The 17,373-nt window shown below is 54.6% G+C and carries 16 protein-coding genes; 8 read left to right on the top strand and 8 right to left on the bottom strand.

The window, feature by feature from the left end; genetic code table 11:
• Positions 1-33: 33 nt before the first annotated feature.
• Positions 34-372, top strand: a complete 339-nt coding sequence (locus QZ869_RS19520; RefSeq protein ID WP_296021823.1) for a WGR domain-containing protein — start codon at positions 34-36, stop codon at positions 370-372.
• On the opposite strand, the gene QZ869_RS19515 is transcribed toward QZ869_RS19520, so the two are convergent.
• From QZ869_RS19515 to QZ869_RS19480, 8 genes are all read right to left on the bottom strand, one after another.
• A complete protein-coding gene (locus tag QZ869_RS19515) occupies positions 351-728 on the bottom strand; it encodes a hypothetical protein (RefSeq protein WP_210251745.1) in 378 nt (125 codons plus the stop codon). The two genes, QZ869_RS19520 and QZ869_RS19515, sit on opposite strands and share 22 nt — an antisense overlap.
• A 437-nt stretch (positions 729-1,165) precedes the next feature.
• Positions 1,166-1,474, bottom strand: coding sequence for a DUF736 domain-containing protein (locus QZ869_RS19510; protein ID WP_062597706.1), 309 nt, complete (start codon positions 1,472-1,474; stop codon positions 1,166-1,168).
• Positions 1,475-2,011: 537 nt separating this feature from the next.
• Positions 2,012-2,329 carry a hypothetical protein gene (locus QZ869_RS19505; protein ID WP_153312772.1) on the bottom strand — a complete coding sequence of 106 codons (318 nt, stop codon included), beginning with the start codon at positions 2,327-2,329 and terminating at the stop codon, positions 2,012-2,014.
• Between the two features lie 931 nt (positions 2,330-3,260).
• Positions 3,261-4,736 (bottom strand): NAD-dependent succinate-semialdehyde dehydrogenase, encoded by a 1,476-nt coding sequence (locus QZ869_RS19500; protein ID WP_296098103.1) that lies wholly within the window; start codon positions 4,734-4,736, stop codon positions 3,261-3,263.
• Between the two features lie 258 nt (positions 4,737-4,994).
• Complete coding sequence (locus QZ869_RS19495; protein WP_296021852.1) at positions 4,995-5,993, bottom strand: ABC transporter substrate-binding protein; 999 nt, start codon at positions 5,991-5,993, stop codon at positions 4,995-4,997.
• A gap of 113 nt (positions 5,994-6,106) precedes the next feature.
• The gene (locus QZ869_RS19490; RefSeq protein WP_296021851.1) at positions 6,107-6,880 is read right to left on the bottom strand and encodes an ABC transporter permease; all 774 of its coding nucleotides are present in this window, start codon (positions 6,878-6,880) and stop codon (positions 6,107-6,109) included.
• 70 nt (positions 6,881-6,950) lie between these two features.
• A complete protein-coding gene (locus QZ869_RS19485; RefSeq protein WP_296021848.1) occupies positions 6,951-7,727 on the bottom strand; it encodes an ABC transporter permease in 777 nt (258 codons plus the stop codon).
• Between the two features lie 119 nt (positions 7,728-7,846).
• Positions 7,847-8,965, bottom strand: coding sequence for an ABC transporter ATP-binding protein (locus QZ869_RS19480; RefSeq protein WP_296021813.1), 1,119 nt, complete (start codon positions 8,963-8,965; stop codon positions 7,847-7,849).
• A gap of 194 nt (positions 8,966-9,159) precedes the next feature.
• Between QZ869_RS19480 and QZ869_RS19475 the strand changes: the two genes are divergently transcribed.
• From QZ869_RS19475 to QZ869_RS19445, 7 genes are all read left to right on the top strand, one after another.
• Positions 9,160-9,846 carry a GntR family transcriptional regulator gene (locus QZ869_RS19475; RefSeq protein WP_062597711.1) on the top strand — a complete coding sequence of 229 codons (687 nt, stop codon included), beginning with the start codon at positions 9,160-9,162 and terminating at the stop codon, positions 9,844-9,846.
• Positions 9,847-9,955: 109 nt separating this feature from the next.
• Positions 9,956-11,290 carry an aspartate aminotransferase family protein gene (locus tag QZ869_RS19470; protein ID WP_296021809.1) on the top strand — a complete coding sequence of 445 codons (1,335 nt, stop codon included), beginning with the start codon at positions 9,956-9,958 and terminating at the stop codon, positions 11,288-11,290.
• Positions 11,290-13,005 carry an acetolactate synthase catalytic subunit gene (locus QZ869_RS19465; protein WP_113327774.1) on the top strand — a complete coding sequence of 572 codons (1,716 nt, stop codon included), beginning with the start codon at positions 11,290-11,292 and terminating at the stop codon, positions 13,003-13,005. Before QZ869_RS19470 ends, QZ869_RS19465 begins: the two co-directional genes overlap by 1 nt.
• Positions 13,002-13,781, top strand: a complete 780-nt coding sequence (gene fabG, locus QZ869_RS19460) for a 3-oxoacyl-ACP reductase FabG (RefSeq protein WP_296021807.1) — start codon at positions 13,002-13,004, stop codon at positions 13,779-13,781. The genes QZ869_RS19465 and fabG overlap by 4 nt, the downstream gene beginning before the upstream one ends.
• Before the next feature lie 21 nt (positions 13,782-13,802).
• On the top strand, positions 13,803-14,462 hold the full coding sequence (locus QZ869_RS19455) for a response regulator transcription factor (protein WP_296021805.1): 660 nt from the start codon (positions 13,803-13,805) through the stop codon (positions 14,460-14,462).
• Between the two features lie 674 nt (positions 14,463-15,136).
• The gene (locus tag QZ869_RS19450) at positions 15,137-15,982 is read left to right on the top strand and encodes a response regulator transcription factor (RefSeq protein WP_296021802.1); all 846 of its coding nucleotides are present in this window, start codon (positions 15,137-15,139) and stop codon (positions 15,980-15,982) included.
• Positions 15,983-16,089: 107 nt separating this feature from the next.
• On the top strand, positions 16,090-17,313 hold the full coding sequence (locus QZ869_RS19445; protein ID WP_296021800.1) for an aminotransferase class I/II-fold pyridoxal phosphate-dependent enzyme: 1,224 nt from the start codon (positions 16,090-16,092) through the stop codon (positions 17,311-17,313).
• Positions 17,314-17,373: the final 60 nt, after the last annotated feature.

The raw sequence follows: 17,373 nt of genomic DNA, 5'->3' as shown, positions 1-17,373 counted from the left end.
GGCCAAGCACGACTGCATCGCCAGATCACGAAAATGAATCAATCACTCCCGAGCGATTCAAAACTGTCGTTGGACGAAGATTCCAAAAAGCACGATCATGCCGAGATGATCATCCAGCCCTATAACCTTTATATCGAGCGCTCAGACGCCACGAGAAACATGGCTCGCTTCTATGCGATGTCGATCGAGCCAAACCTTTTTGGGGAAGCTTGCCTGATGCGACGTTGGGGTCGTATCGGAACGCGCGGCCAGACGATGAGTCACCATTTCGAGACTGAGCAGGAGGCAGTCGATCTGTTTTTAGAGCTTCTCCGTCAGAAAAAGCGTCGCGGCTACTCATCCGTGGCCCATCAGGAGCCCGCGGGTAGATGACAGGGCTCGTAGCCTTGAAGGGCGAGGATGAAGACGAGAACAGGAGTGGGTGCTGATAGGAGAGCGTCGAGATCAATCCGAGCGACCTTGTTGGCTTTGGTCGTGGCGTTTTCAGCTTCCAACACGTCAATCAACATCCAGCTTACTTGAGCGACAAAAGCCTCGAGGTAAGCCTCCAATTCCAATAATGCGTTGCGGTCTGGCGTATGGCCTGCGTCGTCGATAGAGATACTAATTGGCAAACCCGCCAGAAGATTTGATCGCCAAAATCGACACGCCGGATGTGGGCGAGCCAAGGTGCTCGTGGAGCCGGCACTTGGCAACAGCGCGACAGACATGATGCTCAAGCTGATCAACGGAGGTCCCTTAGAGATTTAAGCGGGGCCTGGCTGTGATGTCGACCGATATGGCCGCAAGCGTCGCGTCGTGGTCAAAAAGGACCGTAGTCTTGGATCTGGATTTCGAGTTCGTAGGTCGTGTTCGTCTCCTCGACCTTTGTGAACTATGACAGACGAGTCCGGGAGGGGATGGCAAGGCCAAGGATCGCGCCATCGACCGGAAATCTGTGGAGTGGGGGCCGATTTGCGGCAGCTGCCCTCAAAGACGGGTAAAGCAAATTGGGGGCACTGCCCATCCTAGAGGCCGGCGCACTCACCTGACACAATCATACATTCTGAGCAGCTTCCTGCTCCGTATGCCACCCCTAAATCCGGACTCGGCTCAATGCCTGATCAGGCTCTGATCTCTTGGTAGGAAAGAAGGCCCCGCCAGTGGCGGAGCCTCGTGATTCTGATTAGTCATGGTTCGGGCGGGACCAGATGAGCTGGAGGCCTTCCTCGCCTTCGACCTCGGCGAGCGTCGCGTAGATCGGAGCCGGGAAGCTTGGATCGTCGAGCTTAACCGAGAGATAGTCGCGGCCCTGCTCGGAGGTCCTCTGCCAAGCGGCGCCCAGCTCGACGCTGCCGGCGTAGACGCGGAACTGCGGGCCCTTGTCGGATGGGTTCTCGACCCGAGCGATGCGGGCCTTGACGTTCAGGGCGAGAGTTCGGATGGAGCCGGTGAAGCCGTTTTCGGTGGAGGTGAAGTTGCCGATGGTAGCCATTGTCGTATTCCTTTTCTCGTGTTGGGGCCGCGCCCACCGCGGCCTCGATGGCAGTCGACAAGACCGGAGACGATCGGACCGCACCTGATAAGGCCGCAATGCAATGAAGGGCGGCAAGTCGCATATTTGTTAGTGGGCGAGGAGGAGCCCGTGAGGGATACGGGGTAAGAAATCTGAGCCTTGTCGTTGCGGGAAGGCGATCGAGGCGCAGCCGGTCTCCGGTCAGACATGCCTCATCGAGCCGCAGATGGGTTGCCGGGAACCCTGTCGTAAAGGGATATTGCAATAGCCTGCCTCGGCATTTTCCCCGAGCACACTGGCATCCGTTCCATCACCTCGCTCGCGCCGCCGTCACCGCTCACTTCAGTTGGGGAAACGAGACGGCCCGAACACTGGCCTGCTTGCCCGCTATGCCTCGTGCGATATCGTGCATCCGCGAATCGCGGCCTGCAGGATCAATTTTTCGATCCTCACTTTCGATTCGAACCGACGCTCGAAGACGAGACTGCTAGCATCAGCCATAACCCGATGATGGGACTAGGTTCGGCGCCCGAGAAGGGCGAGACCATCTGAAAGCATACGCTTCAAGATCAGCTTCCTGCTTTCCGCTGAAGCAGGACCAGCTTCGGCGATAGCGACAGCAGCAGGCGGTGGGTCGGCGGCCCCGGAATTTGAGAGCTTGAAAGGTTCTTCGGCCACTGAGGAGACAACGACATGCGTGATTGTCGTCTCATCCGACTTGACCGCGACGGTGACCTGTCCTCCAGAGCGAAGGCGGCCGACGCCTATCTGAGCGGCCTCCTGCTCATCCTGTGCTTCGACCAGCGATGTCTGCGTCACGAGAAAAAAAGGCATGTTCTTCCACGAAGTTTCTTAATGCAGATCTCATTCGCGAAGGCTGCGCGGTCAAGGTGCAGCATCACATTTGCGGTCGCATCAGACAAAAAAAGGCGCTCAACCCGAAAGGGGAGCGCCTTCTTCTGTATCCCGGGACAACGTCGAACGCCGCGGCGATTGCAGCGAGCAGGACATCGGCTCATCGGGAAGTAGTCCTTAGATGTTATCGATGGAGAGCTATTTCAAGCCGAAAGCGCGGATCCAGAGTCATTTACCAAGGCAGATGTGCGTTCATGGCTCAAGAGCCGACCAGCAAAGTAGCGAGATGGCGTGGTACAAAGCGCCTTCCTGAACATGACGATGAAGGCCGTCGGAAGGCGCCAGCCCCGAAACATTTCTGACCTGGTGCTCGCAAGGACAATGAGTTGGTTGACCAAACGCGATCTCGTCATCGCCTGGTCGTGATCGCCAGCAAAGTCAAACGAAAGATAAAAAAATGGGCCAGCGGAAATCGCGGCCCATGAAGTGCGGAGATTTGAAACCTCCAGAGGGGAACAGCTGCTGCGGCGGAACTGGGAGGCTACCGCCATGTGCAACAACTAACGCCATTATGCACGATTTTTGATCAGCCTAACAACATTTATTGTGCAACGCAGCTATGCACGAGTGGCGACACCTTCCTTGTTTGGGTGTGAAGCGAGTTGAACCTCGAATAGCTACAGTGCCAGCCGCCATCCTGCAGATCGTTCGCGACGAAGCCGGTACGGGTCGGAGTCGACATTGTCGGCGAGCGCACGGCCATTCTGTTTTGCACGAGTACCCGTAGACTGATTGCCTATAGCGTGACGGTCTGGCACCTCGTTTGACCGGCATAGCATATGGTTACCCGCCGCCTCCAAATAGACTCCATGCCTTACTGAGAACCTATTTTGGCAACGTGCCGGCGCCTTTAAAGACCCAAGCACACGTATTTGAGTTCGGTGTAGTCATCTACACCGTATTTCGATCCCTCGCGTCCGAGTCCAGACTGCTTGACACCTCCGAAAGGGGCCAATTCTGTGGAGATAAGACCTGTGTTTACGCCGACCATCCCAGTCTCCATATCATCGGCGACCCTGAAAATGCGAGCAAGATCCTTCGAATAGAAGTAGCCGGCCAGTCCAAACTCTGAGTCATTGGCCGAACGGATCACTTCCTCTTCCGTATCGAACGAGATGAGTGGGGCCAAAGGCCCAAAGGTTTCTTCGCGAGTAACTTTCATGTCCGAGGTCACAGCGACAAGCACCGTGGGAGCGAAGAACTGCCCGCCGGTTTGGACTGAAGAACCGCCGGCTACCACGCGTGCACCGTTTGCCAGAGCGTTGTCGAGATGACTCTTGACCTTCTTCATCGCGTTGCCGTCAATCAGAGGTCCGATCTCTACGCCAGCGTCAAAGCCATTCCCGACCTTGAGGGCGTCAACGCGTTTCGCGAGCTTGGCCGCAAACTCATCATAGACGCTTGATTGGACATAGATGCGGTTTGCACAAACGCAGGTTTGCCCTGCGTTCCGGAATTTAGCCGCAACAGCCCCTTCGACGGCTGCGTCAATGTCGGCATCGTCAAACACTATGAAAGGCGCGTTACCACCAAGCTCAAGGCTGAGCTTCTTGATCTGATCGGCACCCTGACGCATCAGAATGCGGCCGACATTGGTCGAGCCGGTGAATGAAATCTTCGCGACCAACTCATTTGCGCAGAAACTTTGTCCGACCATCTCTGCGTCGCTTGATGTGACGACATTGAAGATACCTCTTGATATTCCGGCGCGTTCGCTAAGGACGGCGAGAGCCAGGGCCGAGAGCGGAGTCTGTGCGGCTGGCTTAGCGATAATCGAGCAGCCGACTGCCAAGGCGGGCGCCAACTTGCGAGCAAGCATTGCGTTCGGAAAATTCCATGGCGTGATGGCTCCAACGACGCCGACTGGCCTTCTTAGTACAAGGATGCGCTTATCGGCCTGATGAGCCGGGATTACATCGCCGTTCAGACGCTTTGCCTCTTCTGCGAACCATTCGATGTAAGCGGCGCCGTAGAGAATTTCTCCCCGGGCTTCTTGGAGTGGCTTGCCCATTTCAGCTGTTAGAATGATCGCCAAATCATCTACGTTTGCCACAACAAGATCGTGGAACTGGCGCAGCATTGAAGCACGTTGCTTGCCCGTCAGCTTAGCCCAAGACTTCTGCGCGTGGCTGGCAGCGTGAATCGCTCTTTCAATATCGTCTGCATTGAGATCTGGCACCGATGCGATCCTACGACCCGTCGCAGGGTCGAGAACATCGAATGTTGCTCCGCTTCCGGTCGCGATCCATTCGCCGTCAACGAACGCCTTTTGTACAAAAAGGCTTGGATCTTCCAATTTCGATGCGAGGTCAAAGTTTCCCACGATGTCGCTCCCTAGAAAGCGCAGCGTCTCACAGCTGCGAATACGATGATCTGAATGTTGGGTGAGCCTCCCACCTTGTAATAGCGGGAGGAAATCTCGATGAGAGTTTGGAGGCCTTGACTTTGCGATGTCCTCCAGCTGGACAACGTTAGAGGGTCGCGGAGGCAAGCTCGATGGGAGTGCCCTGTGACATCTCGCCAACTTGAGCCCTTATTCATGTGGAATGGACAGCCGCTCTCGGCCTTGAGACAAATTTCGCGCTCAGCGGATCCAGCTGTTCCACCGTTGGACAAGCAATCCCATGTTTGCGTTTATCCACTCGGCATCGGGAGTGATGACCTTGCTGTCCATCTCCTCCGCAGATGGCAACCCTTCTTGCGCTTCTTTTGACATCATGCCGAGGGCGCGGCGACTAGGAGGCGTACAGGAAAGCCGCTCGCAGACTTTCGCTTGAGCTTCGGGATGATCGAGCCAGAAAGCCACGAGTTTAAGAGCGTTGTCGTGGTTTTTTGCTCCCTTGATGAGCGCGATGCGGTCGCCAACCAGAAATGCGCCATCGTAGCTCCAGCCAATTTGAAAGCCCTCGGTCTGGAGGGCTTTCGCCCTTGTCAGCCAAATCTGACCGAGACTGTACTCGCCGTTTCGAAAGCCTTGAACGCTTTGGTCGCCTGTCTTCCACCAGAGCTCAACCGCCGGGCGGATGTTTTCAAGTTTCCGCAGAGCTCTCTCGACGTCCAAAGGGAAAAGGTCTTCCTTATTGACACCATCCGCTAGCAGAGCAGCGGCTAACACCCGCCAAGGGTCGTCAAAGTTGGGGAACGCCCTTCCTCCAGGAAACCGCTCGGTATCCCACATGTCGGCCCAATTTTTAGGATTATCACCGCCTTCGCTCGGCTTATAAGCTAGAAGCGTCGCAGTCGACTGAAGACGCGCGCCCCCTCTCGCACAAGTATCGGAGACCAGATCGATGTTTTGGGTGTAATGCTTACAAAACTCGGTCAAATCCTCGGTGATGTCGAAGTGGCGCTGGGATCCAGCCTGGATTTCTCCTTCCAAGAACAGATCCCAAGTCACGTTCCCGGTTTGCACCATTGCTGACGCTTTGGCTCGCTTTTCAGCGTCGGTAGCAGAAACAGCTATTACTTCGATTCCGGTCGCTTCCGTGAAGGGTTCGAACCATTCTTCACGTAAAACTTTTTCGTAAGTTCCCCCTGTTGTGGCAATTACAACATTTTCAGCCCCTTCTGCGGAAAGTGGCATGAGCACTGTGGCAAGCAGCGTAACTGCGACCGAATACCCGACCGCAGTTGGGCAAACCTTCGGCGTCTGACCTAAGTGGGTCATTTTAAAGTCCTTTCGAGCTGTTGACTATTCTATTTCGAGCGATTCGCTGTCAGCCGCTGTGCGCAAGCCATGAGAACAAGAGAAATTGCGATAAGCACGGTTGATGCAGCTGCTATTATAGGTGTGAGATTGAAGTCGATGTCCTCGAACATCTTTCTTCCTATGGACTTGCCTCCGATGTCCGAGATGAAAAACGATACCGTCGCATCGTCGAAGGATGCGAGGAAAGAGAAGACCGCGGCGGCCGCTACACTCGGGGCGATAATGGGCAATTCTACTAAGAAGAATGCCTGTACGCGGCTTGCTCCGCAGCTTCTTGCCGCCAGTTCGAGGGTGGTGTCGAGTTTCTGCAATGCAGCGCCGACGACGATCACGACATACGGAACAGCGAGCACTGTGTGCGCAAGCACGAAACCGACAGTCGTGCCAGTCATTCGTAGCGGCGAAAACACCAGATAGAGTGCGACACCGACGACCACATGCGGAACGATCATGGGACCGAGCGCGAGCGCCTGGAGTGACTCCCTGCCAGGAAGGGTGCTTTTCGAGATCGCTAAAGATGCCATAGTTCCGATTAGCGTGGACAACGTTGCTGTCAGAATGGCGATCTTCAAGCTAAAGCGAGTGGCACTCATCCAGTCGGCATCAGCAAAATATGCCTGATACCATTTCAGGGTTAAGCCGCGCGGCGGAAACTCCAGGTAAGACCCATCATTCAGACTTAACGGAACCACCAGCAATGTCGGAAGAACGAGGAATACTAGTATTGCTGTGACGATTGATGCTGAAAGCATCGTCCCCATGACCGCTCTTGTAGGAGTATGAGAATGAGGTTGCTTGGTCAGCAGATCGTGCGAGGCGAGGCTGAGGTTGTCAGATACCACTGGTCAATCCTTTGCTAAGTGCCAACGTCTTTCTAAAGAGGATGATGACTGCCAGCGTGAACGCCAACAGAACAGTGGACAGCGCTGCGGCGAAGGGCCAATCCAGCAGAACCGTCGTTTGCTGACCTATAAGTGTCGCCATCATCAATGAACCCGGTCCACCGACCAGAGCTGGCGTGACGTAGAAGCCGAGGGCCAGCACGAAGCACATGACGCATCCTGCGAATATCCCAGGGAGCGCTAGGGGCACTGTAATCCTGACGAATGCGTGGACAGGTCCTGACCCGAGGGTTCGCGCCGCATTTACGAAGTGCTCCGGTATTGCACGCAGGGCAGCGTAAATGGGAAGGATCATGAAGGGAAGCAGAACATGCGTCATTGCCAAGATGACTGCACCCTGGGTGTAAATCATCTTTAAAGGACTTGAGATCATGCCTGCAGAATTAAGTAGTTCGTTGATCAAGCCGTTGCGTTGCAGGAGCACGATCCAGGCATATGATCTGATGAGTACGGACGTCCACAAGGGGATGATAACGCAGGCTGCTACGATTGTGGCCAATCGCCCTTTGAGGCGCGTCATCGTATACGCGACTGGGAATCCAAGGAGAAGCGCAGCGCCCATAACTGCAACAGCGACAGCGACTGTTGAAAGCAGAACAGCTAGGTAAAGCGGTTCGTCCACAATCCTGATGTAGTGGTAGAAGCTCAAATCAGGCAGGCTCAGAGCGACCAATTTGAAGAGCGGATAAACGAAACCAGCGAGCATCACCAAAAGGAACGGCAAGAGCAACAGCGTGGCTGTGAAATGAGAGTACGTCGTTGCCGAAGACTGTGCGAGCAAAACGCTCTGCCAAGTCGAGCAACGTGACTTGTTTCGAAAGATCCTCATGCAGCGGACCTCTCGGAAGCGGAAAAACAACACATTGCATTTGGTTCGACTATGACATCGACCTCCTGCCCCGGCTTGAAGGGCGCTGCGCTAAAGACGTGTGGAACCTGCGCCTCGACTGCTGGCCGGCCTGGCAGACTAAGCCGGACTATGAGGACCTCATGGGCGCCCATGAAGATTGAATGTTCTACTACACCTGGAATTCGATTAGGTTTTGTTTCCTCGCGTGCGTCGATACCAATCATTTCAGGCCTCAAGGCAATCGTGACCCGCTCCTGTCCGCCTGATGAAACCGTGTGACTTCTGTAGTCGGCTGGCATAGTGAGAGTAATATTTTCGCACAAACGGATATCCTGTCCGCCGTCCTGCCTAGCGAAGCTTTCGCCCTCAAGAAAATTCATCCTCCCCACGAAATCCGCAACGAAAGTCGATTTTGGCGATCGGTAAAGCTCAATAGGGGTGCCAATCTGCATCACCCTTCCACTCTTCATGATGGCGACGCGATCCGACATAGTCAGAGCTTCTTCCTGATCGTGCGTAACATAGAGGATTGTCGCGCCGACAGATTGCTGGATACGTTTAATCTCGATCTGCATGGCTTCTCGAAGCTTCTTGTCAAGAGCTCCCAGTGGCTCGTCCATCAACATAAGAGGCGGCTCGAAAGCGAGCGCGCGCGCGACCGCAACGCGCTGTTGCTGACCGCCCGACAATTGAGCTGGCAGTCTGTCCGCAAATGATGCCAGCTGAACAAGTTCAAGCATCTCGTCTGCCCGTGACTTCCATGTTTCCTTCCATCTTTTTTTCAACTTCAATGGGAAGGCGATGTTCTGTCTCACCGTCAGGTGGGGGAAGAGGGCGTACTTCTGAAACACCATTCCGATGTTGCGGTCGTTGGGAGCAAGCTGCGTCACCTCCTTCGAACCGATAATGATTTCCCCACTGCTCGGCCGCTCAAACCCGGCGACCATGGACAGGATACTCGTCTTGCCGGAGCCGGACGGACCGAGCACAGACATGAACTCACCAGCGTTGACGGTTAAATTCAAATCATCGACGGCGAGCGTGTCATCGTATCGTTTCACCAGGCGATTAAGTTGTAAGGCTTCCCCGATCAAATTGTATCCTCCTCATCTCGTGGGTGCAGATCGGCTTATGAATCAGCCAGTTTGTCAGAACGAGACAGACCCGGCGACGAGACGTCCAAAGCGTGGTAGAAACCCGCAATTGGCGTCACATAAGCTTTACACTAACTTCACATTTGATTTTTGTGACATCAAAAAATGAGCGAGTCAACAAGGATCGAGGGAATATGGCAGGTAGTGCGCGTGATGAGGGTGATGTAGCTGCCCAGGGGCAGCGTATGGGGAACGCCGTATACGACGTTCTCCGCGAACGAATGATCAGAGGACGCTACGCCCCCGGCTACAAGTTCACCGTCAGAGGTGTAGCCGCCGAGCTGGACGTTAGTACCACGCCGGCTCGCGACGCTCTCAATCGACTCATAACGGAGTCGGCGCTCGTATTCTCAGGACCCAAAACACTGGTTGTGCCGACCATAAATCGCAGCCAGCTGAAGGACATAACAGTCACGCGGATCGCTCTCGAGGGCACCGCTGCTGAATATGGGGCGCGGAATGCGACAGCGGAAACTATTCAGCGACTGCAGGAAATTCAGATAGTTATCAACACTGCACTGCAAGAAGGCAGGTATCAGGACGCACTTTGGCACAATAAGGAATTTCACTTCGAGGTATACAATCTTTGCGGCATGAGCGGCCTTCTTGAGATAATAGAATCGCTATGGGTACGCATTGGCCCGACCCTCCTCAATCTCTATCCTGAATTCGCCGAAACACGGAGCGGCGTACACAATCATCTCGTCGTGATTGAGGCCCTCACCGAGCAGGATCCGATTAGCGTCAAAGCTGCGTTTGAGAACGATATTCGCGACGGTTACAGAAAATTACGGCGAGAAGCGCCAGACAAACAAGGATAAGACACAACCTAAAGATTGATGTCACATATTGACTCTTCCTATTTTTGTTGCAACAAAAATGTGAAGAGCAGGCAAACCTGTTCTTTCAAACTTGGTGAGGACAGAGATTATGACATCAGATCGCAGGGCAGCGCCGGCTCACACGACCGGAGGAAAGCTATCGGAGGAACTCTTCGAACGTGCACGATTAGTGTTTCCGGGCGGCATCACGAGGGCGACGGTTGAGAGAGATCCTTTTCCCGTCTTCGCGGATTTTGGCGAGGGCGCATATCTAACAGATGTCGACGGGCGCCGTTTTCTCGACCTGAACAACAACTTCACGACGCTCATCCATGGTCACGGATTTTCACCCGTCGTTGAGGCGACCGCCGCAGCACTCCGCCGCGGTACATGCTTCGCTAATCCAATGAAACATGAGATCGAACTTGCAGAGCTGCTTGTTGATCGAATTCCTGCCGTTGAAAAAATCCGCTTCGTCACCAGCGGTACCGACGCCGTCATGTTTGCGATCAAAGCGGCGCGAGCAGCAACGGGACGGACCGCTGTTGCGCGACTGGCAGGCGCTTATCACGGCGCTTACGACTGGGCGGAAGCCGGACAGACAACCGCTGCTGGTATGCCGGTTTCGAGCTTCACCGGTACGCCGAGTTATGTCCTCGACGACGTCATCGTCATCGATTTTAACAATGTAGCGGATTTGAAACTGAAAGTGGAGGAGAACGCGCATCGTCTTGCGGCACTTCTCATTGATCCCATGCCTAGCCGCGCCGGCCTTATGCAGCCGCTTCCCGAATTCCTTGAGACCGCTAACCTCCTGGCCAAGAAACATGGTGTGGTACTGATAGCCGACGAGGTTCTCAACTTGCGGCAAGGATTTCACGGAGCCTCCCATCGATACGGTCTCGAACCGGACCTGATTACGATGGGGAAGATTATCGGCGGCGGCTTCCCTATAGGTGCGGTCGGTGGACGCGCTGAGATCATGAACCTCTTTGCAAGTGACAATGGGGTTGCTGGACTCCCACAAGGTGGCACTTTTGCAGCGAACCCTGTCTCGATGATGGCGGGCAAGGTTGCAATGGAGGCATTGACGAGAGCCACATTCGAACGGCTCGAAGAGCTGGGTGACCGCGTCAGGGGCGGTTTGGCGTCACGCATTGCCCATCACGACGCAGCTTTTTTCGTGACTGGCGCCGCTTCATTATTTCGCGTCCATGTCAGTTCAACAGCGTCGAGTAGTTCCCGACATAAGCACGCCGTGTCTAACGATGCAAAGACACTAAGCCGCCTGCACCGCCATTTCGCAGCGCATGGCATCATTTTGCCACGAGGAGCGGCAGCCTCGCTCTCTACTCCGATGAGCGAAGGGGATGCTGACCAGATCATTTCTGTCTTTGACGACTTTTTAGCTTCCGATTCTAACAAAGCCGGGGAGGCCGCATAATGACGACGAATACTACAAACTGCACGGTTGCGGAGCAGATAGCCACAGGCCTGATGAGGCATGGAGTCGAATTTATTTTCGGTCAAAGCCTCCCGTCAGCAGTGATACTCGCGGCCGAGAAACTAGGCATCCGGCAAGTCGCCTACCGGCAGGAGAACATGGGCGGGGCGATGGCAGATGGATACGCCCGTCGTTCTGGGAAAGTAGGAATTGTTGCGGCTCAAAATGGCCCAGCCGCAGCACTTCTGGTAGCGCCCCTGGCGGAAGCGATGAAAGCAAGCGTTCCCGTCATCGCATTGGTACAAGATGTCGAGCGTGATCAGACGGACCGGAACGCATTCCAGGACCTCGATCAGATCAGCCTCTTTCAATCCTGCACGAAATGGGTCAAACGCATCAATGTAGCGGAACGCGTCGACGATTACCTGGACGCAGCGTTCACGGCAGCGACATCCGGAAGACCAGGCCCTGTCGCCCTTCTCCTTCCGGCTGATTTGCTGAGGGCGACTTCGGCAACGCAGACGAGACTGAGACGCAGAAGTCTCGGTAATTGGCCACTTGACCGATTCAGACCTTCAGATGAGCAGATCGACATTGCCGCCCATGCGATCGCCGCAGCCCGCAACCCCGTCGTCATAGCAGGCGGTGGCGTCATCACTTCAAATGCGATCGATGAGTTGAGGCTTCTGCAGGACAGATGCTCTCTGCCAGTCTTCACAACCAATATGGGGAAGGGGGCGGTAGATGAATTTCACCCCCTTTCTGGAGGCGTTCTAGCGTCGTTGGTGGGTCCTAAGTCACTTGGCCGCCATACGCTTCCAATCGTTCAAAATGCGGATCTCGTTCTCTTGGTCGGCACAAGAACTAACCAGAACGGAACCGACAGTTGGAGACACTATGGGCAGGACGCAACGATTATACACATCGACGCTGACCCACAGGAGATTGGCCGAAACTACGAAGCAATCCGGCTATTTGGCGACGCGCATGAGACGCTCAAAGCTCTGCGGCAAAAAGTAGAGTCGCTCGATCCAGACGGTCGGATGAAGTCACGGAACGGAGTCGAGAAGAAGCTCAGCGAATGCTGGGAAGCATTCAATGCAGAGCGGCAGGTCTACTCAGCCTGCGAAGAAACTCCTATGAGGCCTGAGCGCGTTATGGCGGAGCTTCAAACGCTCCTCGGCCCGAATACGACGGTCGTCGCGGACGCGAGTTACTCATCGATGTGGGTGATCGGTCAATTACGCATCTCATCTCCTCAGACACGTATCATAACGCCTCGGGGCCTTGCAGGGCTTGGTTGGGGAGTGCCTTTAGCTATCGGGGCGAAAGTGGCCGCGCCCTCGAGCGACGTTGTTGCGCTGGTGGGCGACGGCGGCTTCGCTCACAGCTGGGCGGAAATCGAGACTCTTGTGCGCATGGACATCCCAATCACGATCATCGTCTTGAACAACGGTATCCTTGGCTTCCAGAAAGACGCAGAGACCGTAAAATTTGGGGCGTACACGACGGCGTGCCACTTCGTCGACGTCGATCACGGCGCCATTGCTCGCGCGTGCGGGTGTGAAGCGGTTCACGTGTCCGGGCCGGACCAGCTCACCAACGCACTTGCGCGGATCAAAGGCCGGACATCGCCGCTCTTGATTGAAGTCAAAACGGATCCCGACGCCCATCCGGCGTTGTCCCTATTCGCGCAAATGGATAGCGCGGCATGACCGAGGACCGGAAGAGCAGGACCGTAATCGTCGCAGGGGGCACGTCAGGGATCGGACTCTCGATCGTCCAACGACTTCTTGGTCTTGGCTACAGGGTAGCCGCATTCGGACATACGGAGAGCGCGTCGCAAGTGGCGCGCTCCACTTTGGCCGAAGCGCTTGCCTCAGGCAGGGCGCTGATCGAGAAAGTGGATGTCAAATCCCAACGGGAGATCAACCAGTTCTGCCAGAAGGTCAACACCGTCTGGGGAAGTGCCGATACGATGGTCTACTGTGTCGGCATCTCCCCCAAAGACGCGAATGGGAATGCAAGAAGGTTCGGGGACGTGCAACCCGGCGAATGGGATGAGGTCATTGCCACGAACTTGACGGGAGCGTTCTTGTGCACGCGAGCGACGATTGGGCCGATGGCAACTAAAGGCTTCGGTCGGATCGTTCTGATCGGCTCGCTTGCAGCTCGCACCAGACCTCAAGTCGCTGGTGTCGCTTATACTGTTTCAAAAGCTGGACTGGGCGGACTTGCGAGGGCTTTAGTCAGCGAATTTGCGAGCAAAGGCGTTACCGTAAACGTGATTGCTCCTGGCCGAATTATAACTCCGATGTCCGGGTCGCCAGAAAGCCCTGTGAATATCGAGGCAATGAAACGCATCCCTGCAGGTCGATTGGGGGTGGCGGACGATGTTTCCGCCGCAGTTGCTTTTCTAGTTTCGGAAGAGGCAAGCTTCATTAACGGGGCAATTTTGGACGTCAACGGCGGCGAGTTCGTACCAACCTGAGGCCTTTTGGGAGCAGCGATAGTGCGTCCTATCATCGTTCACACCACCGACCCTGAACTTTACCTCATACTCCGATACGTGCTTCAGCAGGCAGAGCATACGGTGGAAATTGCCTCAAGCATCGACGGGATAGTCTCCAAAGCTAAGGCGATGGCAGGTAAGGGTGCAGCCATACTTGCACTCCCCGCATGTACTCTTATGGCTGCAGCAAATCGGCTTCAAGTTGACCGAACTCATTTGGACCTGGTCGCTTTTCCGTTTGCCGAAGAGCGCTTGGCTTACAATGCAAATCAACTCTTCGACTTTGTCATCAACCGCCCATTCGAACCGCAAGAACTTCTGGATTTTTTGCGCAGCGACCAAGTTGAACGTGGCGGCTCACGCGGCTCAGACATAATTCGTTTTGCTGATGTCCAGATAGATGTTGCGGCAAGACGGGTGAAACGCGGCAATTCTCAGATTGAACTTACACCGCTTCATTTCAGGCTTTTGCAGCATCTCGCCGAGAATACCGAGCGTGTCGTCAGCCGTGACGATCTTATTGATGCCTGCTGGCCCGCGGGGGCGAACGTCGAGCCGCGAACTGTAGATATTCATATTGGTCGGATAAGGCACAAGCTGTGCTCATGTGGGAGCGACTTGATCAGGACCATTCGTGGAGAGGGCTACGTCCTCAAATAATGCCATTGATCGCAAGTTGTTCAGTACGTTAGCCTTCATCAAATAAGTTTGCTACTGCCGCGCGTGTGCTCGACGCCGTCATCGAGTGGATAGTCATTTCACGCAGTTCGCCGACCCTCTTCACGTCTTGATGCGCAATTGGCGCTGCTGCGGTGACGCCAAACTCCACCAGTTTGAGTTTTGTAGCGAACCGCAGCGACAGGTCGCATCGTCATATCGACGTCGATCAAGAACCCAGGAATTTGCCACACCAACCTAGTTTAACGTTGTGAGCTTCTTAAACACGGCGGTCCAAAACCTGAATTCTTCTGCGTCACCGTCAAGTCGCGCATCCAGAGCGCAGAACGCAACAGCTGTGGCTGCCTGTTCACCGAATAGGCCGCGAACGAAGTCAGCCGCTGAATTGAGACGCGCGTCGTTGACTTGATTGTAGGCACGGCGCGAATGTCCCGCCGTGTAGCTCGAATATGTCATTGTGCCTCCTACGCCCAGACGCAGGAATTTGGATGAAGCCGGGCGTTTTGGCTCATAAATGAGATACAGGCATTCGCTGTATTTTCGCCCCTTGGCTTCCTTGCAGCGTGACTTCGAATATTAGCGGAGTGACACAACACACACGTATTTTTTTGATGTCACAAATTTTTGACGATTTCAACCGAATGTAAATTTTTCAGATGATTTCTGACAGTTATAATAGGACATCAAATATCATAAGCGATATTTTCGAAGATTTTGTGACATCAAAATTGATGTGCAGGATAAAGCTTGCGAGGATATCAATGACCGAGAACGCGACTGAGTGGTCGAAGATAGCAGTCTACACGAACAATCCAGACTATTTCACCATCCTGAAACATATTCTCAACGGCGCAGGCTTCAGCGCTCTTTTGTGCAATCGAAAGGATCTGGAAGAAAAATTGTCAGTCTGCGGAGTTGCGGGCATCGTCTTGGACGCAGAAGTCGACGATGCTGTCAGCGTTTGTCGGTTGATAAAGTCCAAGGAAGCCACCACAGCTCTCCCGCTTCTCGCTGCAATCCCCAATGGGAATACGGAGCTCTACATGTCGCTGATGAGAGAGGGCGCGGACCAGTGCCTCGTCCGACCCTTCTGGCCGCCACATCTCATCGCCTTTCTAAGAAGCATAAATTTCGCTCCCGGAAGCAAACACGATCGACCGTCGGCCGTTGAAGCATCTCAACTTTGGCCAATCGAGGTTGATCATAGCCGTAAACAGGCAATTGTGAACGGCAAGTCACTGCATCTCGGTCCAATCGAATTCAAACTCCTGTCACACCTATTGAGCGACCCAGGGAGAGTGTTCAGTAGAAACGACCTGATAGAAAACGCTTGGCCACCCGAGGTGTATGTGCAGTTACGCACCGTAGATGTGCACGTCGGTCGTCTCAGACGACAACTTCAGACTGCCCTAGGTAGAAATGTGATCCGGACCGCCAGGACCAACGGCTATGCCATCGAGTTCGACATGCCAGAAGGGGGGCGGACATCAACCGAATTATGAAATCGGGTGTCGCAAAGCTTTCATTTAACATTTCGACGCCGTTTGTTGAACGACATAGATTTTAGCTCAAGCTCCTCAGCATGTTGAAAATGCGGAGGAGCGAACCAATGACCACTGATAGACGGGAGTCTTATCACCCCACGCGCAACACTCGAGATCTCATCGATCACGCGCAGAGCTATTTTTCGGCAGCTCATAATCAGGGCCTGATGGCACTCTACGCCATCCCCGGTGAAGGGCGTACGGTGGACATCATCGACGACGGCCAGCCCGTGCGAAAGGTGACCGATTTCGTAAGGTGCTCGTACCTCGGCCTGGACAACCATCCAACCCTTGTCGAAGGTGCTATCGAGGCCATGCGAAGATATGGCGCCCTTCACTGGTCTTGCGCGCGAACCCGGCTTAATTTCGCAATTCTTGCTGACCTGGAAGAACGGCTTTCCAGTCTTTTTCAAGCGCGCGTTGTCACCTACACCACCGTGCTTGCAGCCAACATGGGAGCTTTACCGATCATCGCGTCGGGACATCTCACATCGGGGAAAAAGCCCCTCATGGTGTTCGACCGTCACGCCCACGCAACGCTGGCGTTTCACAAAGGAACTGTTGCGCTCGAAACACGAGTGGAGACCATTTCTCACAACGACATGAACGCGCTTGAAGACTTGTGTCGTGCAAACGAAACGGTGGCTTATATCTGCGACGGAGTCTATTCGATGGGCGGTAGCGCTCCGATTGCTGACCTGAGAACGCTCCAAGATCGATACGGCCTGTTCCTCTATATTGACGACGCCCACGGAGTTTCAATTTGGGGCAAAAGCGGTGAAGGTTTCGCACGATCGCAGTTGGCAGGACAACTGCACGAACGAACAATCATAGCGGCGTCTCTAGGCAAAGGTTTCGGCGCTTCAGGAGGGCTTCTGATGCTCTCGACAGCTCGGCAGGAAGAGCTGTTCCGACGATACTCAATAGCGCATGCTTTTTCAGCCTCGCTCAATGTCGCAGCGATTGGCGCGGCGAATGCTTCGGCTCTGCTTCATCAGACGGATGTGTTGGCCCATCGACAAGCTATCCTCCAAGCCAATCTCGCAATCTTCGACGACCTGGTGCACACGGAGCAAAGAGGGGCATTGCTCCCCATCCGGACGATCCAACTGGGTTCGGAAGATCGGGCGGTGTCCGTCGTGCGGCAGTTGCTGGATGATGGTTTTTACACCTCCGCGATATTCTTTCCCACAGTTGCCAAGGGGAGGGCAGGGGTTCGAGTGTGTCTTACTGCGTCCCATGACGAAGTGGACGTTCGACGACTCTGCGAAGCTATAGCAAAGTGCTGACTCCAGCCATTCAGCATGCGTCATGAGAACATCACTTCACAGTCTGAGGAGACCCTTGGC

It is taken from the genome of uncultured Agrobacterium sp. (assembly GCF_913777885.1).
Classification (GTDB): Bacteria; Pseudomonadota; Alphaproteobacteria; order Rhizobiales; family Rhizobiaceae; genus Agrobacterium.
The sequence above is the reverse complement of the archived record's forward strand: the minus strand, read 5'-3'. Positions and strand labels throughout refer to the sequence as shown.

Coding starts and splice junctions, on each gene's coding strand:
- QZ869_RS19520 (WP_296021823.1), top strand. CDS start 34: ATGAATCAATCACTCCCGAGCGATTCAAAACTGTCGTTGGACGAAGAT.
- QZ869_RS19510 (WP_062597706.1), bottom strand. CDS start 1,474: ATGGCTACCATCGGCAACTTCACCTCCACCGAAAACGGCTTCACCGGC.
- QZ869_RS19505 (WP_153312772.1), bottom strand. CDS start 2,329: ATGCCTTTTTTTCTCGTGACGCAGACATCGCTGGTCGAAGCACAGGAT.
- QZ869_RS19495 (WP_296021852.1), bottom strand. CDS start 5,993: ATGCCACTTTCCGCAGAAGGGGCTGAAAATGTTGTAATTGCCACAACA.
- QZ869_RS19490 (WP_296021851.1), bottom strand. CDS start 6,880: ATGGGGACGATGCTTTCAGCATCAATCGTCACAGCAATACTAGTATTC.
- QZ869_RS19485 (WP_296021848.1), bottom strand. CDS start 7,727: ATGCTCGCTGGTTTCGTTTATCCGCTCTTCAAATTGGTCGCTCTGAGC.
- QZ869_RS19475 (WP_062597711.1), top strand. CDS start 9,160: ATGGCAGGTAGTGCGCGTGATGAGGGTGATGTAGCTGCCCAGGGGCAG.
- QZ869_RS19470 (WP_296021809.1), top strand. CDS start 9,956: ATGACATCAGATCGCAGGGCAGCGCCGGCTCACACGACCGGAGGAAAG.
- QZ869_RS19465 (WP_113327774.1), top strand. CDS start 11,290: ATGACGACGAATACTACAAACTGCACGGTTGCGGAGCAGATAGCCACA.
- fabG (WP_296021807.1), top strand. CDS start 13,002: ATGACCGAGGACCGGAAGAGCAGGACCGTAATCGTCGCAGGGGGCACG.
- QZ869_RS19450 (WP_296021802.1), top strand. CDS start 15,137: ATGATTTCTGACAGTTATAATAGGACATCAAATATCATAAGCGATATT.
- QZ869_RS19445 (WP_296021800.1), top strand. CDS start 16,090: ATGACCACTGATAGACGGGAGTCTTATCACCCCACGCGCAACACTCGA.